Source organism: Natronolimnobius baerhuensis (assembly GCF_002177135.1).
Lineage (GTDB): Archaea > Halobacteriota > Halobacteria > Halobacteriales > Natrialbaceae > Natronolimnobius > Natronolimnobius baerhuensis.
The window spans coordinates 39010-64943 of sequence record NZ_MWPH01000006.1 but is presented as its reverse complement, the minus strand read 5'-3'; the positions used below and the strand labels follow the sequence as shown (position 1 = coordinate 64943).

Annotated in this window: 15 protein-coding genes and 4 pseudogenes; 11 read left to right on the top strand and 8 right to left on the bottom strand. The window is 53.1% G+C overall.

Annotated elements, in window-relative coordinates; all coding sequences use genetic code 11:
* The first annotated feature begins 219 nt into the window (after positions 1–219).
* On the top strand, positions 220–1005 hold the full coding sequence (locus B2G88_RS18770) for an IclR family transcriptional regulator (RefSeq protein ID WP_087715657.1): 786 nt from the start codon (positions 220–222) through the stop codon (positions 1003–1005).
* A 209-nt stretch (positions 1006–1214) separates the two neighbouring features.
* On the opposite strand, the gene B2G88_RS18765 is transcribed toward B2G88_RS18770, so the two are convergent.
* Positions 1215–1850 (bottom strand): IS6 family transposase, encoded by a 636-nt coding sequence (locus B2G88_RS18765; protein WP_054862113.1) that lies wholly within the window; start codon positions 1848–1850, stop codon positions 1215–1217.
* Between the two features lie 796 nt (positions 1851–2646).
* On the opposite strand from B2G88_RS18765, the pseudogene B2G88_RS18760 reads away from it, so the two are divergent.
* Positions 2647–2901, top strand: a pseudogene (locus B2G88_RS18760) (IS6 family transposase); the annotation flags it as partial.
* Here the strand turns inward: B2G88_RS18760 and B2G88_RS18755 are convergent.
* A pseudogene (locus B2G88_RS18755) lies at positions 2851–3300 on the bottom strand (family 4 glycosyl hydrolase); the annotation flags it as partial. The pseudogenes B2G88_RS18760 and B2G88_RS18755 sit on opposite strands and share 51 nt — an antisense overlap.
* A 163-nt stretch (positions 3301–3463) precedes the next feature.
* Between B2G88_RS18755 and B2G88_RS18750 the strand changes: the two are divergent.
* The 4 genes and pseudogenes from B2G88_RS18750 to B2G88_RS18735 form a co-directional block, all read left to right on the top strand.
* A complete protein-coding gene (locus B2G88_RS18750; protein WP_087715656.1) occupies positions 3464–5374 on the top strand; it encodes an ATP-binding protein in 1911 nt (636 codons plus the stop codon).
* A gap of 1019 nt (positions 5375–6393) precedes the next feature.
* Entirely contained in the window at positions 6394–7281 is an 888-nt protein-coding gene (locus B2G88_RS18745) for a ParA family protein (protein WP_087715655.1), read from the top strand.
* Positions 7278–7838: a prolipoprotein diacylglyceryl transferase gene (locus B2G88_RS18740; RefSeq protein WP_087715654.1), complete on the top strand. Its 561-nt coding sequence runs from the start codon at positions 7278–7280 to the stop codon at positions 7836–7838. The genes B2G88_RS18745 and B2G88_RS18740 overlap by 4 nt, the downstream gene beginning before the upstream one ends.
* A gap of 106 nt (positions 7839–7944) precedes the next feature.
* Positions 7945–8103: pseudogene (locus tag B2G88_RS18735) on the top strand (IS5 family transposase); the annotation flags it as partial.
* An 85-nt stretch (positions 8104–8188) separates the two neighbouring features.
* On the opposite strand, the gene B2G88_RS18730 reads toward B2G88_RS18735, so the two are convergent.
* On the bottom strand, positions 8189–10891 hold the full coding sequence (locus B2G88_RS18730) for a carboxypeptidase regulatory-like domain-containing protein (protein WP_087715653.1): 2703 nt from the start codon (positions 10889–10891) through the stop codon (positions 8189–8191).
* Positions 10888–13878 carry a thermonuclease family protein gene (locus B2G88_RS18725; protein WP_087715652.1) on the bottom strand — a complete coding sequence of 997 codons (2991 nt, stop codon included), beginning with the start codon at positions 13876–13878 and terminating at the stop codon, positions 10888–10890. Before B2G88_RS18725 ends, B2G88_RS18730 begins: the two co-directional genes overlap by 4 nt.
* A gap of 1341 nt (positions 13879–15219) precedes the next feature.
* Between B2G88_RS18725 and B2G88_RS18720 the strand changes: the two genes are divergently transcribed.
* A complete protein-coding gene (locus B2G88_RS18720) occupies positions 15220–16554 on the top strand; it encodes an orc1/cdc6 family replication initiation protein (RefSeq protein ID WP_087715651.1) in 1335 nt (444 codons plus the stop codon).
* A gap of 1150 nt (positions 16555–17704) precedes the next feature.
* Here B2G88_RS18720 and B2G88_RS18715 read toward each other — a convergent pair.
* A pseudogene (locus B2G88_RS18715) lies at positions 17705–17869 on the bottom strand (IS4 family transposase); the annotation flags it as partial.
* 190 nt (positions 17870–18059) lie between these two features.
* Between B2G88_RS18715 and B2G88_RS19320 the strand changes: the two are divergent.
* A complete protein-coding gene (locus B2G88_RS19320; RefSeq protein ID WP_140408923.1) occupies positions 18060–18638 on the top strand; it encodes a hypothetical protein in 579 nt (192 codons plus the stop codon).
* 317 nt (positions 18639–18955) lie between these two features.
* Here the strand turns inward: B2G88_RS19320 and B2G88_RS18705 are convergent, their stop codons facing one another.
* Complete coding sequence (locus tag B2G88_RS18705; protein ID WP_054862120.1) at positions 18956–19279, bottom strand: hypothetical protein; 324 nt, start codon at positions 19277–19279, stop codon at positions 18956–18958.
* Positions 19280–19549: 270 nt separating this feature from the next.
* Here B2G88_RS18705 and B2G88_RS18700 point away from each other — a divergent pair, with 270 nt between their 5' ends.
* Positions 19550–20416, top strand: a complete 867-nt coding sequence (locus B2G88_RS18700) for a hypothetical protein (RefSeq protein ID WP_087715650.1) — start codon at positions 19550–19552, stop codon at positions 20414–20416.
* Between the two features lie 305 nt (positions 20417–20721).
* Here the strand turns inward: B2G88_RS18700 and B2G88_RS18695 are convergent, their stop codons facing one another.
* Positions 20722–22722 (bottom strand): hypothetical protein, encoded by a 2001-nt coding sequence (locus B2G88_RS18695; RefSeq protein ID WP_054862121.1) that lies wholly within the window; start codon positions 22720–22722, stop codon positions 20722–20724.
* Between the two features lie 14 nt (positions 22723–22736).
* On the bottom strand, positions 22737–23285 hold the full coding sequence (locus B2G88_RS18690) for a hypothetical protein (RefSeq protein WP_087715649.1): 549 nt from the start codon (positions 23283–23285) through the stop codon (positions 22737–22739).
* A gap of 621 nt (positions 23286–23906) precedes the next feature.
* Between B2G88_RS18690 and B2G88_RS18685 the strand changes: the two genes are divergently transcribed.
* Together B2G88_RS18685 and B2G88_RS18680 are read left to right on the top strand one after the other, a co-directional pair.
* Complete coding sequence (locus tag B2G88_RS18685; RefSeq protein WP_087715648.1) at positions 23907–24587, top strand: hypothetical protein; 681 nt, start codon at positions 23907–23909, stop codon at positions 24585–24587.
* Between the two features lie 95 nt (positions 24588–24682).
* Entirely contained in the window at positions 24683–25885 is a 1203-nt protein-coding gene (locus B2G88_RS18680; RefSeq protein WP_087715647.1) for an ATP-binding protein, read from the top strand.
* Positions 25886–25934: the final 49 nt, after the last annotated feature.

Genomic DNA, 25934 nt, shown 5'->3' with positions numbered 1-25934 from the left:
ATCCGATAAGACGGACCACCCTAAATAGTACAGCGTCAGCACCCTATACTGCCCATCCCACGGTCACAACCGATAGAGGTTGTAGCGTTGTCTCTCTGAGACAAACGTGGGTTCCGATTACCAGCACCTGAGTGGAGGTAGTGGATCCGAAGAAATGAAACGGTGAATTTTGCTCCATAGGAAAACAGCTATGTGTTGGCTAGCTAGATCACGCCATAGATGAATGCAGACAAACCCTCTTCCCGTACTTTGTCGACGGTATCGACAACGTTTCGAATTATCGATGCGCTCGAACGGCTCGATGAGGCGACGGCTGTCGAGTTGATGTCTGATCTGGATCTTTCGAAGAGCGCGGTGTACAATCATCTTACAACGCTCAAGCAGCATGGCTACATTGTCCAAGAGGAAGATCGTTATTCTCTCAGTCTGGAATTTTTACGTTTGGGAGAGTTTGTACGAAATAAGAATCGAGTATATGTGACCGCGCGACCGCGACTTGTCGAACTAGCTGAAAACACGGGTGAGTACACCCATCTCTCGACTGAAGAACACGGTCGGTTAATCCATATCTGGAAGGTGAAAGGCGAACACGCGGTTGGGCAACGATTTCAGAAAAACAAGATGCAGGAGACGGATCGACTTCATTACACTGCGACTGGAAAAGCGATTCTCGCCCACCTCCCGGAGACCCGACGAGAAGAAATTATCCAGCAAAGTGACTTAGTTCGTAAAACCGAGAATACGATCACCGCGCCAGACGCCCTCCGGGAGGAACTCGAAACGATTCGGTCAGAGGGGTATGCGTACAACAACGAAGAGCAAATTGAGGGGCTACGCGCGGTCGGAGCACCGATCCGTGACAAAAGTGGACGCGTGCTCGGTGCGATCAGTATTTCCGGACCCACTAGCCGGATCAAAGGAGACGAGTTCCGCAAACACGTCCCGGAAGCCATTACACGGACGGCGAATATCATCGAAGTCGATCTCAATATGGACTCTCGCTAACGAGAGTGAGCAGCCGATTCCGTATAATCGATCCCGTAGATCGTGGCATTCGATCCGACGCTGGCTGCCACCGAGATACCATGGTGAAGGATCTGCAATTGTCTCTGTGGAACAACGCAACGCTCGGGCTAGACAATATCATCAACACCAAATTTACAGACGTACACTCGTATATCAAATATAGTTTATCTGGGCCACAAGCATCGTGTTTAGTTACGCGAATTCCACCAGACGGCGAAGGCTTGTAACCACGTTTCGGCGGTTGATGGATCGACGTGGCCGAAGCTATTACTGAACAAGGAGGTTCGTCGTTTTACCTCTCGAAAGACACGTTCGATAGCGTTCCAATTTCCGTGTCGTTCGAGTCGAAATCGGAGCCCGATTCGCTGGAGTGCTGTCGCTAGATGATGGGCATGATCGACGAGAAACACGGCGTCATCGACGTCGTGTTTCTCACAAAGTTCTTGCAGGAACCGCTGTGTTAATGCCGTCGTAGTCGTTGTAAACAGCCTTGCGTGCAGGAAATCGTTTGTGTCGGGATCGACCGCAGCATACAGCCAGAACTGTTGGCCGTTGATTCGGATCACCGTCTTGTCGAGCGCAACGTGATCCGGACTCGCGTTGCTGGCTGGCTGTAGATCTGCTTTCTGTACCCAGTCGTGAACAGCTTTCCGCGACCGTTCGACACCGAACTTCTCTAATTCTCGAACGGTATTCGAAGGCGATAATCCCGCAAGATGTAGCCGAATACCGAGCTTCATCAGCTGGCGCGGTGTCCGCTCTCGCTCCACAAAGTCTAATTCAATCCAGTCGCTACGACCACTGAGACGAACGGTTTTCGCCATAGACCAGCTGAAAATCACCTCGTCTCATCCTTCAGCGTTAACTAAACACGACCGTCGTCGCCGAGCCGGTCCTCAAGTTCGCGACGGGCGTCTTTCTCTGCTCCATTGGTGTCGCTATAGAGCAAGAGCTGGTGCGACCTACGCGCCCTTCTTTTAGCGAGTTACGTCGGACAAGCCGGGGAGTATCCTCTGTGATTTTGTTTTCTACGTCCCCGTTCAGTAACGCCTCGCCAAACTTCGACAGTTCATCATGGTCCACCGTGGCTAGTGCATTGGCTAATTCTGGAGTGGTATCGGTCGGATCATGTGGGGGCGAACAGTGGAGATTCAGTTCCGTATAATCGCCACCTCGAGTAGAGTTGTATCCATATCCATGCATGAGTAGCGCCGTCAACTCCTGTTCGAACTGAATCATGCGCGTCTTGGGTCACCCTCCGACGAGAACATAGTCAGAGGGGGGATTCCTGGCAACCCAGTCCACTTGCGGCGAGCCATAGTGCTCGTACTCTCCGCGAGATTTTGCATAAAGAGCCGTCGTTTGCTGAATATCACTGGTCATCGGTGAACTACACCAGCCGATTCAGATATAACGGTCTCAAATCGAGCTAACTTCTCTCTGATCTCGTTTGTAGCGGTGGTAGATCCCGAAAACGTGTTGTTGCGAATGCCGGTGAAAACGTTCACGGAGACGCGACAATCTCTGTCGAAAACGGGTCATGACTGGTCGAAAAGGCTGCCCGGCACCGCCTAGTTAGCGTGGTTTGAGAAGTGAGCAGGTCGTAGAGTTGGTTTGATCATGCAGTTCGCAGACCTGCTCAGCGAGTCATACGCGGCGGAATTTGATGAAGTTTGGGAGCGTGAGCGGACGGCGCCACCCGCCAGGGTGTTCGCCGTCCGTCTCCACGCGACTGGATGTTCGCTTCGTGAGACAACAACTATTCTCGCTGAATTAGGCGTTGAACGCTCTTATGGGGCAGTTTGGAATTGGGTACGTCGGCTGGCTAACAGCGTTCCCGACCCGCGAGAGTTTTGCCCTCGGCGGGTCAGCCTCCATATCCGCGGCAATCTCGAGCATTGTCGGGATCGCCCGCAGGCCCCTGAAAATGCCACCCGGGCCGAGCGTATCGCCGATTGCCTGTTCGACACCGTAACGCTCGGGAATGCGAATTTCGTTCTCGAACGGCTCCGTCCTGCCGACGTTGATCATGTTGAGGACGTAATCGGCTCCCTCGAGTGCATCGCGTCGGTCTGTCGTTGACTCGATGGTTGCCCCAACATCGCCGTTTTCGACCATCGCCTCAGCGACGGCAGTCGTCTGTGCCAATCGCTGCTCGTTGATATCCATGAGCGCGAGTGTACAGTCCACGAGTGCCTCGAACGAGAGAATATCGCCAACAAGATTCTTGGCGAAGACCATACTTCCGGCCCCGATAAACGTGATTTTAGGCAATAATATTCAACTATCGTCGATTGTCATAAAAGTAGTGCCACTTGGTATCAGTTCAATTCAAATAACCGGTCAAACTGAGAGACGATGTGGGCATCCGATTTCTCCACTGTGACGTGTGGAAATAACCAGTGTCTATATATAAGATATTGTGGTATCGTTGGGTATGGGTGACACGTCAGTAGACCGAATTAAAATCGTTGTGGTCGATGATGATCCGGCATTTCTCGATCGGATTGAGACTGGCCTCACCCACCATTCGGATAGCTTCTCGATACAGATGGCAACCAGTTTCGAGCAGGCAATACCTGTCATCAAGGACACCCCGGCCGACTGTGTCCTCAGTACCAATACGCTGGACAGCACGACTGGACTCGAGTTATTGCGGACTGTCCGAACCCACAATCTAGATATCCCGTTTTTTCTACTGACACGCGCGGATAGCACCGATCTCGAAACAGAATCGATTCGCGCTGGTGTCACCGAGTATCTGCATATAGACACCAAGACGCTTCAGTATTCAGTGCTTTCCAACCGAATCCAACACGCCGTCGAAACCTACCAAGCGGAAAAACGCATTACTGAACTCGAGCGCCGGTACGAACTCGCGACACGCGCGTCGACAGATGCATTCTTTACATACAACGTCTCCACGGAGACACTACAGCTCGAAACTGGGTTCGAAGAGTTCGGCTATCACCAAACACAGGTCACAACAGGCCTCGAGTGGTGGCTCGAGCGAGTTCATCCAGATGATCGCGAGACCATCCGTGACCAGACCGATGCGATGTTGGCTTGTGATCCAGCCATCTTTGAAACGCTCGAGGACGACCATGGATACGTCTCCGAGCAGTGTCGCTGGCAGCGCCAGGATGGGTCGTATATCGACTGTCTGTGGCGTGGCAGACTCGTACTCGAAGGGAATACACCAACGGTGATGGTCGGTGCAATAACCGACATCTCTGAGCGGAAAGACCGAGAACAAGTCCTCACTGCACTCAACAACGTTGCGGTCGATCTCGATACGTATGAGACGGTCGAAGGAATCTGTAAACGGAGTATCGACGCCAGTAAGGAACTTCTTCAGTTCGATCTCAGTGTGATCGACATCGAAGAGGATGGCATGCTTTCGAAAGCAGCAATTTCCGAAGACATCCCGGAGGTGCATGCAATTACAATGCCAGTCGATGAAGGAATTGCTGGAAAAACGTACCGAACTGGCGACTCAATCCTCGTTGACGACATTTCAGCGCATCCAGAGGCAAAGCCAGAGGGGCCGTATCACTCAGCGATTAGTATTCCAATTGGATCTCACGGAGTATTTCAGGCGGTTTCAGAAGATCCTAACGCATTCGATAAAACCGATCTCGAACTCGGTGAACTCCTCATCAGTCACACGACAAGTGCACTGGACCGACTTGAGCGTGAGCAGCAGTTACGACATCAAAACAACCGTCTCGAAGAGTTTACCCGAATCGTTTCCCATGACCTTCGAAATCCGCTCAACGTGGCGGAAGGCCACCTGCAACTCGCACAGGAAAATTATGACTCTCATTCACTGACAGAGGCTGAACAGGCACTCTCACGAATGAAGTCAATTGTCGACGAAACGCTAACGCTGGCCCGCAATGGACAGCTCGTCGATAAGCTCACAGACGTCTGCCTTGACGAACTCAGTCGAGAATGCTGGCACACCGTAGACACCGAGGCTGCAACACTCGAGATCCAAACCGAGAAGCCACTTCGCTGTGATCCAAGTCGGGTTCGGCATATCCTCGAGAACCTGTTTCGGAACGCGATTGAACACGGTGGTTCCGCTGTGACTGTTCGTGTTGGTGAAGTCACTACAGCTGACAAAAGCGGCTTCTACGTCGAAGACACTGGTGAGGGCCTCCCCAATGACCAGCGAGAAATGTTTTTTGAGTCGGGGTATACTGGGTCAGATGGGACCGGATTTGGGTTGACAATCGTTCAGCAAATCGCCGACGCCCACGGCTGGACGGTACGTGTTACGGAAAGAACGTCCGGCGGCGCACGATTCGAATTTAGTGGTGTGACCTGGGCATCTTCGGCGTGATGTCTCCACGACGAACCCGCGTCATCTCACCGGAAATACGGTGTCTACATACTCACCGAGCAGTGTCGTACGCATTTTGAAGACACACCACGTTTCCGGTGAAATCTCTTGAACGTTTCGCCGACACACACACCACGTTTCCGGTGAAAGTGGATTCGAGAGAGTGTGGTGTTCACGGGAAACGGAGGTTGATTTTCACCGGAAACATCGTGCGACAGCAGAGACAAACAAAAAACAGATACTAAGAATAGACGTTTGAGAAGGAGTGAAGGATGAATTCAACTGGGGACACGAAGTGATGCTACTTCTTTCTTGTTTGTGATTAACTTAATGAGTTTTACTCACACATGCTATATATAACTAGGGGGAGAAGCAGTTCAAAAGAGTTCATCTTTGGAGAAAAGACAAACACAGTCTCAACCATTTTCACCGGAAATGCGGTGTGTATGTCTCGATCAGGTGAGGGGAAAGTATTTCGAGGTCAACCTTCGAAGCGTTCTTGCTGTCTCTCTCTTTCGACAAAGACCCTCATATCTTTGCTGTCTGGGTGCAAAGTGCTCTGGGATCGCGAACTGTTCTATTCCGTCTCCCGTCTCTCTCGGTTCTCCTTTTTACCCACCTATCTCCCCTATTCTACCTATTTCACCTTCCCCGCCTGGCCCACCTATTGTTTCTTCTCTTACGTAGCCAGCCTCTCTTCTACGTAACTCCATCACAATCCGCTTCTCTAGGTGCAATAGCTAACTCAGCTACCTATTCTATTGTAGCTACGGTGCCTATTGCACCTCTCTTTGCTGTTGTACCTGCTAACTCTCTCTACACAAGTTAGCTACAATAGGTGCCTCGTTCAACTCACCTACCTTTTCTGAGTTACCTATTTCACCTATTGGACCTAAGCCACCTACTGAGCCTACCTGCGGTACAACTAAGTAGAACTGATTATATGTGTGTACTGTCCGCTAAGACTGGCATTCATGGTACAATAGGTGCCTATTAAATCGAAGCGGGCAGCGCCAACAATGTCAGCAACAACTTCCCCACGCGCTGTAAGCGTAGTCATCTTGAAAGGCGGTGTCGGAAAATCAACAACCTCGATGAATCTCGCGCGCCAACTCGCAGAACGCGGGCGAGTCCTGTTCGCGGATCTCGATCCAAATGGGCACGCGACAAACGGACTCGGATTCACCGACGCCTATCAGGCAGACGTCAATCTCGGCGACGTGATTCTCGATGGGGATGCCACACCACACGATCTCATCCAACCGACTGACTACGAGTTCGATCTCCTCCCCTCCTCGAACACGCTCGAGGATGTCGAGAAAGATCTCGCGGGTGCGATGCAAGGGTCGGCGCGAGTCAAGTCAAACATTGTCGATCCGCTGCTTGGGGAGGAGTACGAGTACATCGTTTTTGATTGTCCGGCATATCCGGGCATGTTGAACAATAATGCACTCGTCGCGACGGGCAACGTGATGATCCCAATCGAACCTGGCTCGAGTGCAATCGGTGGCTACAAGCGAACGATGGAGCGATTGATCGAACCGGCTCGCGAGTATATCGACGTTGACGTCCTTGCGGTGATCCCGAACAAGCTCTCAGATCGGATCGATCAACAGACCGAAGACCGGGAACTCCTCGAGAATCTCAACACGGCAACCTATGAGGTCAACCCTGGCCAGCCACTCCAGGATGCGGTGCCGGAGTTCGCCCGAATCACGGCATCCGAATTCGAGTCGATTGACTCCGGTGAGATGACTGCGCCGAAGCCGGGCATCCGGCACCGGTCGGCACTCTCCCGGTCGCTTCAGCACAACCAACCGTTGCAGGATTACGAGAGCGAAAGTGACCAGATTGAACACTACGAGGAACTCGCCGAAATCGTTGCGGCCGGAGGGATTAATCGATGAGCAACCCGTTCGATGATCTCAAAGCTGGTGACGAGAACGACGCGGACGAGATCGAGGGTAAGACTGACTCAAGTGCACCGACTGGTACTGAGACACCGGCTTCAGAACCAGTGGCGGATTCGTCGACATCCACGGAACCGGAATCGACGGATGATGTCTCACCCCCTGTGGAATCATCTTCGGAGTCGCCGGCAATGCACCATGCTGAACCAGAATCGCGTGCTGAGGCTTCGGAGGAGACCGCCCCAGTCACAGATGCCGAAGCTGTCACGGGTGAAACCGAGACTGACACCACCAATGATGATGAACCGGATGCAGCCGAGACTGGTCCGGCATTCGAGTACAGTGAAGTCCGACAAAAGCCACTGTACGCACGTGATTCGACGTGGAACGAACTCGAGGACGAACTTGGAATTACGGTGACGCCCGAACTTCGTCGGATGGGAATCCGCGATGAGGAGACGCGAGAGATTCACGATGCAATTTTGAAAGTTGCAATCGAACATATCGACGAACTGCCGGATGCAATTGCAGACGTTCGTCGTCAATCAATGTAGTCTACAGCACTCGAAAAAAGACGGTTCCAAGAACCGCTCGGACAACTCCTCCAGACGACCTGTTCTCATCAACTTGCGACAGACATGCTCAATCAAGGATTGAGCGTATCACCAGCGTTCAAACGCTGAATCGGTGTTTTTCGGCCTTCGACGCAGATACGGCGATACGCTCTGGTCGAGAACTTGGTTCGGGCAATTCCGTGAACTTGTCATGAAATCTGCCGTCCGCAACATCGAACGCGCCATCGAGGACTCACATCCGTGAAATCATGCGTTCAAACAAGGTATAGTATTTGTATTCGGAATATGCGAAAGGACTCTCGAGATCGAGAATGCCCACGTTCCTGCGGTCAGAACGCGGTAACCATCACCCCTGCTCTATTGGCTGAGCCGTGACTGGGCGCTCCATCGCCAGGTGACTCCTCGATTAGAATCTCGCCATCAACAAGGCGGGACGGTGCATCAAGCGTCTCGGTGATTTCGTCGGCGATGATATCTCCAAAGACAGTGATGCCACCACTGAGACGAATCGTCTCAGCCGTTTCAAGAGTTACTGACCCGTCGACGGTCGCGCCACCACGGGCTTCGAACGTATCGATATCACCCGCAACGGTAACGCTCCCCACAGTCGATCCACCGGTCAGTTCGATATTGCTCGCCGGACCGTCGATAGCGATTTCGCCGACCGATCCGGAGCCGACGACCTCGACGGTACCGATATCGTCGGAAGTGAGGGTTCCCTCGAGCGCTGCGTTGCCCCGAACTGCGACAGTCTCTGCGGAGCCGACGGTAACGTTTCCGGCGACGGTTCCGCTACCGAGCAGTCGGATGTCCCCGTCGACATCACCCGCGACAAGGATCCGGTCGACGGAGGACGCACCACGAACCACGACATCACCCTCGACATCGCCCGCAATCAGAATCTCGCCGTCGATCTGGGTGTTGCCCGCAAGCACGACGTCGCCCTCGACGTCGCCGTGAATGACGACATCCTCGTCGACGGTGTCGCTCTGGAAGCGAAGTTCTGTAACGTCCTCGCCGCGGTCTTCGGGCACGTCAGCGTCATCCTGGGCGTACGTGAACGCGACACCAGCTGTCTCGTCGGCCGTGACATCGACGGTGACCGCGTCGGTCTCACCGAAGGCCAGCGTCTCGGCGGTGACCTCGTAGCTTCCGGGCTCAATTCCCTCGAGCAGGAATTGTCCATTGTCGTCGATCTGGACGGTTTTGTCAGTCTCGAAGCCGTCCGCGCTGAACGAGACCCACGTTCCGTCGGGGAGCGGTTCGCCGTCCGCATCGGTAACGGTTCCAGCGATCGAACCGCTCTCGGGATCGTTCAGAGCGACTTCGGCAGTATCGCCCGCTTCGGCATCGACCAGTACGGGGTCGCTCGAATCGTACGCCGCTGCCGTGACCGTCACCTCGTAAGTTCCGGCCGCGACGCGGTGAACTGCGAAGTTGCCGTCGGCATCGGTATCAACGATGGAGACGCCCGATTCGGGACCGTCGTACTCGACGACGGCCGTCTCGTCAGCGAGCGCATCACCGTCCGGCGTCGAGACCGTGCCCTCGAGTGTTGCACTCGTCGGCGCGTCGCCGTAGGTCAGTTCGGTGGCAGTCGTCTCGTTGGCCGAAACCGTCACCGTGGTCGTATCAGTCTCACCGCTGGCGCTGGTCGTCGCGGACAGATCGTACGTTCCGGGCTCGATGCCCTCGAGCAAAACCGTCCCGTCGACCTCGAGCAGGCCGGTTCGGTCGGCACCGAAGTCGTCACCGCCGCTTAGGGTTACCCACGTTCCTTCGGGGAGCGTGTCGCCATCCATGTCGGTGATCAGTGCGTCGATGGCACCGGTTTCCGGCGACTCGAGCGCAAACAGTGACTCGGTCGTGCCCGAAACGTCCACGGTGTCAGTCACAGTACCGGCCTCCTGACTCGTGATCGTGACGTCGTACGTACCCGCCTCGGGAACGTCGATCTCGGCGACGCCACCGGCGTCGGTCGTTACGAACGTCACGTCCTCGCTCGGACCCTCGAGTTCGACGACGATGTCCGTGTTTTCGAGGACGTCACCATCGGTGTCGACGATCTCTGCAACGAGCGTCTCGTCGGTGTTGTCGCCGTCCTCGCCATCGGCGGCGACAGTGAATGCGGTCTCTGTGGTGACCGTGTCATCACCCTCGAATGTGAGCGTCGCCTCGTGGTCACCCGCCGGCGGATTCTCGATGCCATCGATCGCGATACTCACCGTCCCGTCGATGTCGGTGTTGTAGATCCCGCTGAGGTCGAACGTCGCCTGCGAGCCGCCGTAGGTATCGCTGTTGACATCGATCTCAGTTGGCTCGCGTTCCCCGTCACGGGTTATCGCGACGGACACGTCATCGTCGTCGAGTCCGTCGAAACTCGTGCTGTCGGGGTAGTCGACGGTGATCGAATCAACTTCACCGTCGTAATCGACATCGTCGAACGCCCAAGTGTGCGTGGACGCCGCCCCTTCCAGTTCGGGATCGAGCGTCAGATCTGCCTCGGCAGGCTCAGTCGGTTCCGTGTTTTCCGACTCCGTCACGGTAAACACTGTGTTGGTGGTCACGGTGTCGTCACCCTCGAACGTAAGCGTCGCCTCGTGGTCACCAGCCGACGGATTCTCGAGGCCGTCGACCGCGACGGTCACCGGGCCGTCGATGTCAGTGTTGTAGATCCCACTGAGATCGAACGTTGCCTGCGAGCCGCTGTAGGTGTTGGCGTTGACGCTGATATCCGTGGGTTCACTCTCTCCGTCCCGGGTTATCGCGACGGACACGTCATCATTGTCGAGTCCATTGAAGCTCGTTCCAACTGGGTAGTCGACGGTGATCGTCTCCACTTCGCCCTCGTAGTCGACGTCGTCGAACGTCCAGGTGTGTGACGTCGCCGCGCCGGCTTCGTCGTCTTCGACGGTCAGACTCACGTCGTCGGCAGCGACGAGCCCCAGTACCGCGGGAGACACTGCTAATGCACCGACGACCAGTATTGACACGACTATGAGCGAGAGCGTGACGTGTCGGTCCACTTTCATGGGGCGATCACCTGAAGGTCCTGCGACCACGCCTGGATTGTCGCGTCGAGCGTCTCGCGTTCGATTCGACCGGCCGACCAGTCTTCGATGGCTCCGTCGACCGCCTCGCGACTAACGGTCCCGCTATCGTCGGCGATTAGCTCGAGGTACGCTCGTTGTTCGGGCTCGAGGTGGTCGAACTGGCCGTCACCGACCGGTGAAAATAGCGGGAACGAAGAGTTGAATCCACTCGTCACCGGAAGCGCCGGGTCGTCCGCAAGGTTGTCCTCAGCGTCGACGACGCGGTCGTCGTTAAGCCGGAGATCCGAACCCAGTCCGGCGGCGACCGCGTCGAGGTTCCCGCGATGGTCGGAGTTCGCACCGGTCGAACCGATCAGAATCACCGCACCCCCGGCGTCACGGTACTCGCGGAGTGTCTCGAGTTCGGCGTCAGTGTAGGCTCGTCCCGGTGCGGTGAGGAACACTACGGTCGGATCGTCCTCTTCGGGAAGCGTGTTCACGACATCGTTGAACTGGCGAAGACGGAGCCCGACACCTTCGAGGTAGCGCAGGTAATACTGTGTCCGCTCTAAGGAAAGCGAACCCGAGACATCGAACTGTGCGTGTCCGCCCTCGATGAGGAAGTCGCCGTCGTTGGTCGAGAGATAGCGTGCGAGGTTGGTCAACAGCGGGAAGTTGCCGTACTCGCTGGTATCGGCCGGGAATCCCTCCAGCTCTTCGTAGGCTTCGTTGAACAGCAGTCCGCCGACCATCGCAACGCGGTTGTCACGGTCGATTCCGATCAGTGGCGCATCATCGTACGCGTCGAACTCGTTCTCATCGTCACCCAGCGGCTCCTGTTCGGCCGTCGGCCCGGCAACGACGGGAACCCGTTCGTCGGCGAGCGGGCCAGACTCGGTGGTCACGCTCGACGCGTGCGGGACAAAGACATCCTCGACGGGGTCGTTGCGATGTTCCGGAACTGCGTCGAAATCGGACGCCGACCAGACGCCGCGGCCGTCGGCGAGCGCATCCTCTTCGGCGGCTGCGAACTCGTCGTGGCGGGCGAAGCCCGAGGAGTAGACGCGAGCATACCCCTCCTCGACCATCTCGAGATTGTAGTCGACTGAGTACGTGTCTGTTTCGGGGTCAGCGTCGAAGTCATCCGGATCATACTGCATGTAACCGAGCAATCGGCCGTAGTTGCCGCGGATCGGCTCGACATCGTCGAATGTAAGTTTGATCCGGCGTCCCTCCACGTCGGTGTCGCCCGCACCGGTCCCCTCTGGCGTCATGCGATCGAGCGCGAACTCGGTCGCCTTCGTTCCCCACTCGTCAAGGTGTTCGAGATCCTCGATGCCGAACCACTCGTGGATCTCGTTTTCGGCGTCACCTGTCTCGGCCGTATCGAATCCGAGGTGGCGGACCACGTCGCGATAGTCGTACTCGCTGTCGAACTCAACCTCGAAGGTGTCGCCGTCGAACACCCGCACAACGCGGCCGTAGTATTCCTCGTCGGAATTGAAATCGATTCCAATGGAGTTCTCACGCTCCGCAAAGTAATCGAAGGCGGTGTTGAAGTTCGTCGTCGTGATATCAAACTCCCCGTCGCCGTCGTTCACCTGATCCGAGTTGAACCGGAAGGAAAGATCGAGTGCGTCCGCGATAGCGTTGAGATTTTCCGTCTCGTCGAAGCCGAAGTTGGTGTTGCCTTGGCCGCCGAAGTCGGACTCGTCGAACAGGAACACGGCTCCACCGTCAGCCACGAAGTTCTCGAGTGCCTCGAGTTCCGCCTCCGTGAACGCTGCAGTCGGCGACGTGACAACCAGGCCGTCAGCGTCCTCGAGGCCGGCCCCATCCAGTCCATGGAAGACGTCGAATCCCTCGTTGAAGTTCGACGTTGTTGGAACGAACTCGACGCCGTCGTTGTGCGTCTCGTCTTCGACTTGATCAGCGTTGAACCGGAACGCGAGGTCGAGTTCCTCGGCGATGGCGTTGAGGTTCGCCGTCTCCTCGTTGGTAAACTCCGACTCGTCGAGGAGGAACACCGCGCCGCCGCCGGCGACGTGATCTGCGAGCGCCTCGAGCTCTGTGTCGGTGTACGGGTCGGCGGGCGACGGAATGATAACCGCGTCGGCAGCGTCGACAGCGGACTCATCGTCACCACCCTCGCTGAAGAAGTCGAACGCCTCGTTGAAGTTCGTCGTCCGGACCACGAACGGGGCCCAACCGCTGTTCTCTTCGTCGATTACCTGATCCGAGTTGAACCGGAAGCCGGCCTCGAGCAGTTCCGGCGTCCCGATACCGACGACGGTGCCGTCGCGGGAGACGAGCGGAATGTCTTCGCCGTCGCTGTAGATATACGACGCTTCATCCCCCGCGTCGTCGACGTTCTGTGCGGTCGATTCAGCCCAGACGACGACGTGTGAAGGATCCGTAAGTGGGCCGCCACCCGCCGCGACTTGGCTCGCCGTCGAAGGAAACAGCAGTTCCGTCCCGCCAAGAATGTTCGTCGTCGCCGTCAGGTCGTAGCCTGCGTCCGCGGCGTACTGGTCGAAGGAATGGTAGTAATCAAGCCCCAGTTCGTGGAATTGGTCGTGGCCCTCGTCCCAGAGAACCGTTCCTTCGCCGCCGATCTTGGCGTCGAAGAGGTTGAGCAGGAACGCCTCGTTGTCGACGTCGAACCCACCCTGATCGTCGCTGACGAAGTCGACTGTTCCGAGGCCGACGACAGGACCGTCCTCAGAGACCAACGGAATGGGATTGTCGTCGTAGACAACCGTTTCCGGCCCGTCGTCCGTCGACTCGAAGTTATAGGCTGTCGGCTCCGCCCAGACGACGACGGTCTCATCGTCTGCGAGTTCACTCTCACCATCAGCTGCGATCTGGCTCGCAGCGGAGTAAAACGAAAGCGCATCGATACCAGTTTCGTCGACCGGGGACGGTGCAGCGGACCGACGGCCGACGCCCGTAAACGTCGTTCCGAGTGCCGTCCCAGTTAGTGCCATGAAACCGCGACGTCCGAACACTGACTGTCTCTCTTTGGGATTAATTCCCATAATGTGACGCCACTATCAGAGATAGTTAAACGTATGTATTTCTAATATTTATCACAATGAACATCAGTAGTCAGGACAGTAGAGGTCAGTTATTACACTCATAGCGAGTTACGACAATGAAAGCTGTCGTTTCAACTACGTTGAAGACGGACGTCTGAGATCCTGATCGATGGCCTACCATCCTCAACCTTACAGAAGCAATTGATACAGCCATTGATCGGATATCTGTGCCAGACATTACTTGTTAGAGTTCTGATTATTTTTACTGTTGGCGTATCTGCTGACGGTTCCGATGACTCGTAGGATATGGTCTTGTTGTTAACCAACGCCGAGCTTCTGGTCCATGTTGTTGGTTAAAGGCATTCTGAAGGGAACAGAGGGTGTCAAAATACACTTGGCAGGAAAAAGCGAGAAGACATCATTCCACGAACCTGAGGCACCCCCACCCCACTACTTCCGCTGTTACACTAAGGATGCAATGAGTGCTACAGTTATTCATGGCTAACAGCGGAAGTAGTGAGGTCATGTCAATTTCCCGAATGCACTGATAACTGTGCTCCTACACTCTCAACCAGATATTCTAGTTCATGCTGTTTATATTCTCCACCGATTTTTCCACGGATCTCCGGATTAATAAGATGGCACCTAGTGCCTCGAGTCTGCTGCCGCGCATCAAGTCAGTCCGTTATTTTTCCAAGTGAAATCTGATCGATTTCGAGATGGGTAATCGAATTAGTCGGTGCAGAGGAACAGCACAACCAATGGATTGATGAGTATTTTGATGTGTAGTACACAGACACCCCTATCGATTTGTTTTTGCTCAAAATAGACTGGGAGCTGTAGGACTGGGGATTCAATTCAATATTTATCAGCAGACGCTCTTTCAACGAGGAAATGTGGTGTTAGAGGGATTAGATTATAGATTAATAATGGTTCGCCGACCGATCATATCGAGTAGATCAGAGGTGAAACATTGTTGCTGGTGTCAAGTTGAACAAATCGATAGGAGTGTGTTCTATTCTAGTTCTAGACTAGAAACCTAGAATAACAAATGCATCAACTGCATCTACTCGTCTTCCGCTATCTTGGTCAACTCTTCTTGCTTTTAGGACTCCACCCCTCTTCCGGCTCGAACAAATCGATAGGGGTGTGAGACTGTCCTGTAACAAGTCGTTGTAGGTTTCCGAACCTATAACTGAAAAACCCACAAACCCCCTTCCTAACACCTCTACTGAGAAAATACATATCGATAGGGGAACCTTTTAGTCAATTGACTGTGAGGGCCTTTGTATGTCAAAAGATCCAGATTCAGGGACCCCGCCTGGTGAGACGGGTTCTATTAAGGATCTTATTCTCGATCAGGAGGAATCTGCGAGTCTTATCCGGAACCGGCCTCTCTTGGAGCCTAACGAGATTGTTGATGAAGGCCGCATTGTTGGGCGAGATTCACAGCTTACAGAGATCACTCAGCATCTTCGCGTTGCTATCAACGGTGAACGACCACCTAATCTCTTCCTCTATGGTCCATCAGGTACAGGAAAATCGTTGATCATCAACGCAGTCTGTAAAAACATCCTTGAGCTATGCGAGACTCGAGACATTCGCTTTGGCGTTATCCACATGAACTGCCAAAATGTCGGTACGCTTGGTTCTGCAGTTTATGAACTCGCGCGGAAGGTTGCTACTGATGCTGGCGTTACGGTCGAAGTGCCTGAGCACGGTATCCCAACAAAAAAGAAATGGCGTGAGCTGTATCGGTTGATTGATGAACACTACGACACTGTAGTTGTTATTCTCGATGAACTCGATATGCTGGTTGGCCGTCGGGATATCGATGAACCTGCGTTTTCGCGATTGTTGTACCAACTCTCTCGGGCTGGAAGTACTGACGATACGAGGGCAAACGTTTCAGTGACAGCGATTACAAACGATGCCACAATGATGTCCAATGTCGGGAGCCGTGCAGTGAGTTCGTTTACTCCTGAGGATGTCCATTTCAATGATTATGACGCGAACCAGCTTCGGGAAATTCTCTACCATCGGACGGATGCGTTCTATGAGGATGCACTCAGTGAAGATGTGATCCCACTTGCAGCTGCATTCGCTGCCCAAACTCACGGTGATGCTCGAAAGGCAATCGACTTGATGCGGACAGCAGGGTCCATTGCTGAACGTGAGGCTGCAGATCAGGTAAGTGAAACTCACGTACGAAAAGCCCAAGATAAAGTCGAGAAGAACCGCGTACTGGAGGTCACGCGTGGAATCAGTACTCAGAAAAAACTCTGTTTACTGGCAACAGCGGCGGTAGCTCAACAAGCTGGCAACGGGACTGCAAAAAGCCCGAATGGCTACACTGTCTATCGATATCTCACAGACACGCTCAATGTAGATCAGTATCATCAAGAGACCTATGTCAACAAGATGAAGGAGTTGACGACGTACTCTCTCGTGGAATCCGAACGCAAAAGCCAAGGTCCACACTCAGGGAGCTATCTCGAGTTTTCGTTTGCTGAAAGTCCAGAAACAATCATGGATACGCTTCGTGAAGACTCTCGGTTTGATGATGTGCATGATGACGAACTCCAAGCGGTGGTTCAAGCTCAACTCCGTAAGCAATCTCAGTAATTGCGAAAAACAAATCGATAGGGGTGTGTGCGTAGTGGTCTGGACTGTGTAGAACAAATCGATAGAGGTGTCTCCAGTCTCTTTGAGGGGTAAAACAACAGAATCTGGCGTCATTAGGGAAACAAAGACACTGTCCGTGGTGGGTGCTAAATCATTGACGACACTAGCAACGTACTTGCGAAAAACAAATCGATAGAGGTGTCCGCAACATCCTCAAGGTGGTAGAAGAACAGAAGTTAATATAATTATATAGATTAAACTAGGTATCGTTCGCGAGGCGCTCCTAACACTCTTTGTACTCAGCAAGCGTTTCGCCGTAGCGAGTTGCGTGTCGAAGTAGGTCTTCAAAGAAATCTGACATAGGATGCGCATAGAGTCACTCATATCACCCCGGTTGTCGAGTGTAAGACCTCAAATACACCGACTATAGACTCCCTATTAACCAAATAGAATTAAAATAAAAACAGAATTCCAAACTCAGGCATCTGGGACCCCAAGCGTCGAGTGTATCGACTAACATGTACACTGAGTTCAAGGAACACCCCACCTGTCGAGTGTAAATTCCCGAAATTGTGCGTAGATAGCTGCCTTACAGCAGGGATTGTATAGGACTTTGAACGAGGGATTTCTCCAGTAGGTGCATTGAGTGTCGGTTACAGAGGTATTTATATAACCGTGGGAACCATCATCATCATCATCATCTCGAGATGGCCACGTCTTCCGCGAGATCCTCTGTACTAACTTTCTATCATCTGCTCTTCTTAGATTGTCAGCTCACCGGATTCAAGCAAACCTCTTTTTTGACCGTCACAGAGACGGTCTGTACTCTGAATATTCGCCGGTTTACACTCGACGGGTGGAGTGTATGCGTGATGGTTTGCCCTGTTTCGAACAAATCGATAGGGGTGTCTGCAGCAGCCTTGGAAAGACAAAGACATTGGACATGGTGGGGTGTAGTGAAATTGTTTCTCGAGACACTGGACATGGCGGGGGGTGTTTGGTATCCTGGTTGATCAACACTGGACGTACTGGGGTGCCAAGGATTGATGGCGCTAGCAACGTACTCGCGAAAAACAAATCGATAGAGGTGTCTGCAGCATCTTTGAGATTTTAACTCGAGTGACCTGAGATTTGCATTATTCCTCTTTAGCTAAGACTCACACCTCGGTTGCGTAGCGGTAGCGAGCGTCTCTTGTAACACTGGCTGTTGCTGGTGGATCTTCTGTGCATCTTCGGTCAGTCGGTAGAGGAGCGGTGGCGGCGAGTAGCCGAGATATTCGCTGAGTTCGTGGAGTATGAGTTGGGCGTGCAACCGTAGGACGGTTCCATTAGCAACCATCACATCTCTGAATCGGTCGATATCGGAGTTAACAGTGTCAGGGGTAGCGATCTCGACGAGGTCGTGCTCGATGAGGTGACAGAAGTACTCTGCAATTCTCCTGATTAAATCCAGTGTAACGGGGGTACCAAAAGTATATATTCAATCAGGTATGACAATTATCTTAATGAATAGAAGAAATATACTTGCCACAAGTGGTTTAATAGCTTTCACTTCAACAGCAGGCTGCTTAGGATTAGGTAATCAAATGACCGATGACTTTGAGCGGAAATTATCAATTCACGAACTCGAGCAGGACGATAATGATTCTCCCTATACACTTGATGTTGTCACATTAGAAAATGAGATAAATTCCCAACATAGTGCGACTTTCGAGATAAGTATAACAAACGACTCTCAATCCGTAGTGGGGGCACGAATACCATTTTATAAAATGCCAAGTTCCAATCATGGTTCAGCTGGCATAATTATTTATTCTCTTGCTGCTGCAGATAGTCTATCTGTTGACTCTGCTCCAGAATGTGCATCTAATGAAGATATTAACTGGACACTAGAAGGAGTTCAAACACCGGATCTTGAACCAGGCGAAACAATTTCTAATGAATATATTATCGCTGACGACCCATCTGCTGATGGGTGCTTTCCTACTGGAGAATACCAGATGGAGAGTTTAATGAGATATGGACAACAGGACGAAGACGTCACAAGTCTATCTATTTTGATGGAATTGCACACCGATACATAACCCACTCTAATAGGAATGTTCCATTGGCCTTTAGTGAGAGTGGTCGGCAATTCCTTGAGGAGCACAAACTCCTCCGTGCCAAAGAGACACTTCAGGAAACCTACGACCGGATTGAGAAGCGTGATGATATCTCTCGGTACGAAACTGCCCCGCGGCCTAAACACTGATCGCCGCATTCCACTCTGTTGTCGGACCGTGTTGTATTGATCTCTGGTATCACGCTTCTCGAGTCCTGAATCAATTCACTTTGCACACGGAGTGTGGGTAAAGACACTGGACGCACTGGGGTGTCAACCCATGGTCGCTTCCCCGCCAGTCTACTCGTCAGGATTGACTGGCCCTTTGTATTTGGACTTAATCTGGTCCCCATCTCTCCACTGCCAGTAGTAGTACCGATTGTCGTTGATTTCCTTGATCGTCGGTGTCGCTTTCGCCGGGACGTCGTCTGGTAGATCGGCAGCGGATTTTTCGATGTCATCGTCATCTGATTTCTCAGCAAGCCGTTCCTCACGTTCCTTGTATTCAGCAAGTGCTTCGCCGTAGCGAGCTATGTGACGAAGTTGATCGGTTGAGTAGTCAGCAATTGTGTCGACCAAATCGTTTGGGAGTTCTGCTGGCGGTTCCGGTGGTTCGTCGGACATGGTCTCCCTGTTAACCAACACAATTCTCGAGAGCATAATTTTGTTGGTTAAGTAAATAGAGTTGGTGTAGCAGACTTGTTTGGCGGGGTTGTGATCACAGACTGGCTCTTCTCGTGGTTTGCATTGTTCTCTCGAGGTCTATTTTATCTGAAGTCCCCAATGGAAGGCCCTCAGATTGACTCGAGAGGCAGTATCTGGATCTGCACACAGAAAACAGGAGTTCGTGTGCATATTCGAGAAACGTGTTTTGCCGACGTGTGGCCCCAAGGGGTGGTAGGGGAAAAGGCAGAGAGGGCTGAAAGATATTTTGTAATTGAGATGTTAACAGTGACTATCATGCCTCCAGAGTCACTTGGTCTACTAAAAACATATTCTGACAGTATTGATTCTGAAGAGGAAAAAGAAGTATTTCACGCAGCAATGGAAGCAACACGAGAATGGGAGAGTTCTCCTGGCTATTATATTGGAAATTGCATCCTGACATTGATGAATGCGATAAACCATATTTGTCACAGAAACTATACTGAACTCATTCACTTGATTGCCAGATGTGAGACAACTGAGGAAATATATTGGAAGCAAGTCAATGAATCCTCAAAAGAGTTCATGCGCCTATTGTCCAATTATATTGGATCTATGAAAAATGCAGAAAACTACACTGAGAGGATAGTTTCTGAGTTAGATGAGTACTGTTCATCGGATCCGCTGATAAGCGAGTTGTATGATGTAAAAGTGAAAAAATGTAACCTTGATTTGTATGAACCGTTTTTCACTAGTCTTCGAAATTACATTGTTCACCATGAGCCGATAGATTTCACTATACATATGTCTGAGGAGGAACGGTACTCTTTTGCATTAGATAAAGAGTATGTGCTATCGAGCAATGAATGGTCAACAAGAGCAAAAGGATACGTAGATAGTTGGGAGAATAACGTTATCATTAGTGAAGCAATCGTAGACTATGATAATGCGATAGATGAACTATATAATTGGTTAGTAGACCATGTTTCATATCGGTTCTTAGAGGAAGGGGAGGAAATGGAAAGGTTGGCTGAAAATGCTGAAAAATTGCAAACAGAATTTTTTGACAAAGCGGACGTAGAAATGATGAGTTTTGTCTGGGAGGAAGGGCCATAAAATCAGAAGGTGGTTCCACCTTCATGTATACAACCGTTCCTTGACGGTGTGGCTGCTTCCAACTGAACTACCTCGTTTCGTGAGCTAAGAGGCGGTAAAACGACTCTGGAGGATATTGGTAGTTGGGTGCGTCCGGATCACGACCAAAGTCGATGTGCGGTATCGCGAGTTCCATATACTCAGCAGCAGCTTCGGTGACCGTCCGCATCTTTTGCTCGGTGCTGATCTCCCGAGTGTATTTCGTGGTCTCCGCTGACGAGTTAGTCTATGCGACTGAAATATAGCGCTCAAATTCAGAACTACTGCTAGGTTCCGACGGCTAACGCCAATCCGAGCTCCTCGACGTAGAATTGGTGGCCGGTTCCATCACGCTCTAGCTTGTCAAACGCTCGGTCGACAATGTGTGGGTCATAGTCGTGGTGTTCAACGATGTCACACAGCAGTACTGTCTCACAGCCGAGATCGTCAACGTACTCGGTGCGGAGGGTTGAGACACAGTTTGTGACACGCTCGCTCTCAAGTGGTGGTTCGAAGAGGTGAGCGTTCTCCGCGACAACGGAATCTGATTTGTCGTACAGTACGGAGCCGTCTTGGAGATCGACGAGACAGAGACCGACGTTTTGACTCATTCGGGTTCGGGTCACGTTTTGCCCCTCTCCCTGCAGTTGTTCAATAACGCGCTCAGTCCAGCCAGTCGGGGATGCAATTCCGAGCAGATACGTGATGTCCCGCTGCTCTGCTTCGTAAATCACGTCGTTGAGGACGGACAGCACATCGTCGAGATCTGCCGGCGCCGCGTCGAACCCGGTGGTCGCGTACGCCATGAGATGTGCACAGACTCGCGCTTCGAGTATCATCTCTGTTTCGCGGGCGAAACCGAAGTACTGAGAGTTGGTGATCTCGTAGCGCGCGCTCCGGTTGACGGGGTACTGCTCGACGGCGGTTGGGTCGCCATCCTCGAGCAGATCTGCCAGTCGTGTCCGTTCGTTGCGCCGCTCGCTCCGGTCGTCCCAGTAATTATCAGGAACCTCAAACTCGGTGCCGGACGCGTCAGTTGTGATGCTCGTGGCATCCCGCATCGAGATATCGAAGCGACCGAGGTAGTCCAGTTCCTGCAGACACGCAACCGATGCGGTAACAACATCGTCGCCGTCCAGTCCGGTCTCCACGTTGGGTCCAAGCGCGGCTTCGACATCACTATCGATTGGCTCTGTAAGTGTTCCTTGGCGTTCGTCCAGACGACTACGAGTCGCTTCAAGCAACTCACGCTCGCGCTTGAGGTGATCAATCTCCGTCAGAAGATCATCACGCTCGGCTTCGAGATTCTCGAGTTCGGTCTCGATGAGGTCGGCTGTCGCGTCGGCGACCTCCTTGCGATTAGCGTCGGCGACATCACCGTGCGTCTGTTGGAGGCGTTCAATCTCTGCGTCGATGCGATCTTTGAGGTCACTCGCCTTGTCGATGCGGTCCTCGAGTTCTGTCACCGCCGTTTGCTGCGTGTCGGTGAGGTTAGCAACCTGCTTACGGAGGTGGTCGATGTCGCTTTGACCGTCGAGACCGGCTTCGGCAGCTCCCAATTCTGACTCCAGTTTTCGCGTGCGACGCCGCAGGTTGCCGTCGAGACGCAATGATGTGTCCCCTGGGCCATCCTGGCGTTGCTCGTGGATCGTTTCTCGTGTGTCAGAGGCGTTGGCGACGGCCTCGACGGCCGCCTCGATTTCGGCGACCATGTGCTCGAGACCGTGAGTCTCGACGTAGGTGAAAAAGCCTTGCCGAATTTTCTCGCGACGCTCTTCGTAGCGTGTAAGCAGTCGCTCGATCAGGTCCTGCTGGACATCGGGCTCTTCGAGCAACTCTTCGACAGTCGCTAGCTGCGTCGATGTGTACTCGACAACAAGTTCGTACACTTCGCCGTCCATCCGCCGGATGTGCTCTTCGATCTGGTTCGTCGAGAGCGCGTCGAAGCGCTTGAACCGTTCAAAGTCCACGACTGCCTCGAGGGCAGCGTTCGCGAAGTCGTCGGCCATCGACGGCGGGAATTGGTTCTCATCATCGTCGTAGAAACTGGCTGCAATGAGCAACCGTGCAAGGCGGAATTCTCCGCGGGCGCGGTTGCGCTCGGACTGCGTCAGAAACTCTCGGCAGTCGCCAGTAAATGCCGACTGGAACGTCGCCTCATCGGATTTGATCGTATTGTACCGCTCGATACGTCCTCGTTCACTTTGGCGTTTCAGCGCTGCCAGATCTTCCTCGAGAACAACGTCTCGGTCCCGAACAAGATCCTGAAATCGTCGTGCACAGTTCATGAGTGGAGTGTTGGTTAGGATTGACTGTCCGCGTATGCCTTGAGTTCTGTCTCGAAGAAGTTGGCGAGGAAGCCGGGTGCGGGAGCGTGGCCGGTGATCGTGACAGTTACGTCGGTTGATTCATCGTCTGCGTCCAGTCGGTACGTTACGTCCGCACGTCCTTTTTTTGTGTAGACCTCGTACTCATTATGTGGCGCCGACTGGAGGACTGCTTTTCTTTTCGAGAATATGTATTCGACGAACGTTTCGACTGCATCTGCTGGTGCATCAATCGATTGTTCAACGGTGAGCGTCTCCGGGGCGACGTCTGTCTCGACCGGTTCGAGACGATACGACTGGACTTGCTCTTCGGGTACCTTCGCGACGAGATCTTGGTACAGTTCGTCGTGGGATACCGATTGACCGACACGAACCAGCCCGCTTGGTTTTGCGATTTCGCCGTCGTCCCAGTTATTGAAGAGATACTCGATGCGCTTTCGCTCGGCGTCGTCCTCGTAGTCGACGACGAACAGATACTCCGTGTCGGTGGACGTCTCGTCGCTCGATGGGTCAGTGTTAGACATCGGTCGTAGTGACTGAACGGTCTTGGCGGGTCTTCTCACGCGGTTGTGCCCGCGAACGACGCGTCCCGAATCGGTTTGTTGACGGAACGGAGGGAGGGTCATCTGGTCGTCGATTCGTTGTTGCGCTCATCCTCTACACCTACTACCATCTTGTAGCACCATATTTTTTTCCATATTGGAGACTCATCCTGTCACTAGAGGGTTGTAACTCAATACCGTCCCAATAGCGCGTGTTACAACACATAAGGGGATTTTGTTGAGTCTCATACACACTCCATTATGGAGACTCAGCAGATATTACGAAATGTACAAAGGTTTAAGTCGGAGGGAGGGACATGTGTCAATACGGGTCGTCAAACGAGAATGTCCACCAGATTGTCTACTGCTCAAATCGAGGAACGTGCCCGATTCGAGGCTGTAAGACGTCGATACCGGCGTTTCATTCTGAGTGGTAGGTCTTCCCGTTGCAGCGAATATGGACTGATGGTGGCCAACTGGGTCAACGGCCGGGTAGATCGATTCGGTGTGCACCGGACCACGCAACCGGCGAGAGAGAAGGACGTGGCGACCACTAAACAGGTATGCGAATGATAATATTCGCGACGACATAAGACGATATTCATGGAACTTCGAAATTGGGTTCAAGACCGATTCGGCGGCACAGGACAGACGCTCCTCGACGAGGATGTCTACAGTCATACCGACATCCGAAAAGACATCACGAAACTCGAGCACAAGCTGAAAAAACTCGAGAATGAGATGGATCAACATAGTCGGACATACAAGAAACTCCTCAAAGAAGGTGCGGAGGTGAGTGATCTCAAGCGTAAAAAGTACGCACAGAAAGCCAAATTTGAGAAGAAAAAGTATGCGATCAAGAAAAAGAAGTATCGCGCAAACAGCGTCAAACTCGGTACTATCCTTTCTATTCAGGGAATGCGCGAGATCATGGAAGTACAAAACGAGGACGACATCGCGCTCGATAATGCGATGGATGACGCTGATGCTCAAGAGATCCAAAGCGAGATCATGGAGCGGATGGCTGCGTTCGGCATCGAGATGGAGGACATGGAAGAGATTCAGGAGGCACTGGATATCCCCATCATGGAAGACGACATCGCAATGGACGTCAGCGAAGAAGAGCAGTTGATGCAAGAGATGGCTGCCTCCGAAATCTCAGAAGAGCAAGTCGACATCGAGATGGAAGCCGAAGTCTCCGCTGACACCAGCGATGACGCTGCAATCGAGGATGACCTCGACCTCGAGGAAGTCGAAATCGACGAACAGGAGTTCGACATCTAAGCAAGTGAGACAGATGAGAGCGATGGGAATTACTGAATTCGTGGGGGCGTAGAAATGGTGGAATCGACAGGAGACGGTTCGGAGGGAAGCAATCAATGTTAGAAGACGGGGCACACAAAGAAATCCTTGAGGACGACTACGAGCGCCACCGCCAACTCGCAGAGAAATTCCGTGAACGGAAAGAACCCGCCAAGGCTGCCGAACACTACCGTAAAACTGCCGAGATTGTCGATCAGATCGCTGACCTTGAGTCGGCCGAGAAACTCGCTGAGAAACGGCGATCACTTGCAAAGAACCTCGATGAGGCTGCCGACACACTCGAGGCAATTGCATCGGGTGAGGTGAGTGTCGTTGATGGGGAGAGTGAGACTACCGCGGAGTTCTCTGATGACCGGTCCGGAACTCAATCGGGCGGACCTGAACCAGGTGGAACTGCAAACGCCAGCCCACCAGGTGGGACCGGCAACGGCGATGAGAACAAAGAGGTCGACGCGAAGGCATATCTGAAGGATCCACCTGAGTTGGATTTTGATGATGTCGGCGGGATGACTGACTTGAAACAAACCGTAATCGACACCATTGTCGACCCACTCGAGCGGCCCGACCTCTACGAGGAATACGGACTCGGCGTCGTCAACGGCGTGTTGTTGTACGGGCCGCCGGGGACGGGCAAGACCTACATTACACAGGCACTTGCTGGTAAACTCGGCTACAATTTCATTGAGGTGACGCCGTCAGACCTGTCAAGTTCCTTAGTCGGAGAAGCGGCAGACAACGTCGCCGAGTTGTTCACCGTTGCCCGCGAGAACCAGCCATGTTTGGTTTTCATCGACGAAATCGATGCGATTGCTGGTCAGCGAACTGGCGGCGCACAGACGACCCAAAGCCAACAGCAGATGGTCAATCAATTACTGACCGAACTCTCAGATGTCCAGGGCGAAGACGTCGTTGTTTTTGCGGCGACGAATCTGCTGGAGGCTGTCGATGACGCTATCAAGCGCTCTGGCCGGTTCGACGAGCGAATTGAGGTACCGCCACCGGACGAGACCGCACGCGAAGCCATCTTGCGCGTTCATCTCCGTGATCGGCCGGTCCTCACTGAGACGATTGACTGGGACGAAATCGTAGGCCTAACCGAGGGCTACGCCGCGAGCGACCTCGAGCTCGTCGCGACGACGGCCGCTAGAGACGCGCTCAAGGAGGCCCGCGATGAGTCGGAGATCCAGCCAGTAACCCAGCACCACCTTACAGCGGCAGTCGAGTCAGTTGACTCGAGTCTCGCTGATTGGGATGAATAAGCGCTAACTGATGCCCAAATATTGAAATGTCTTTCACAACAGATTACAT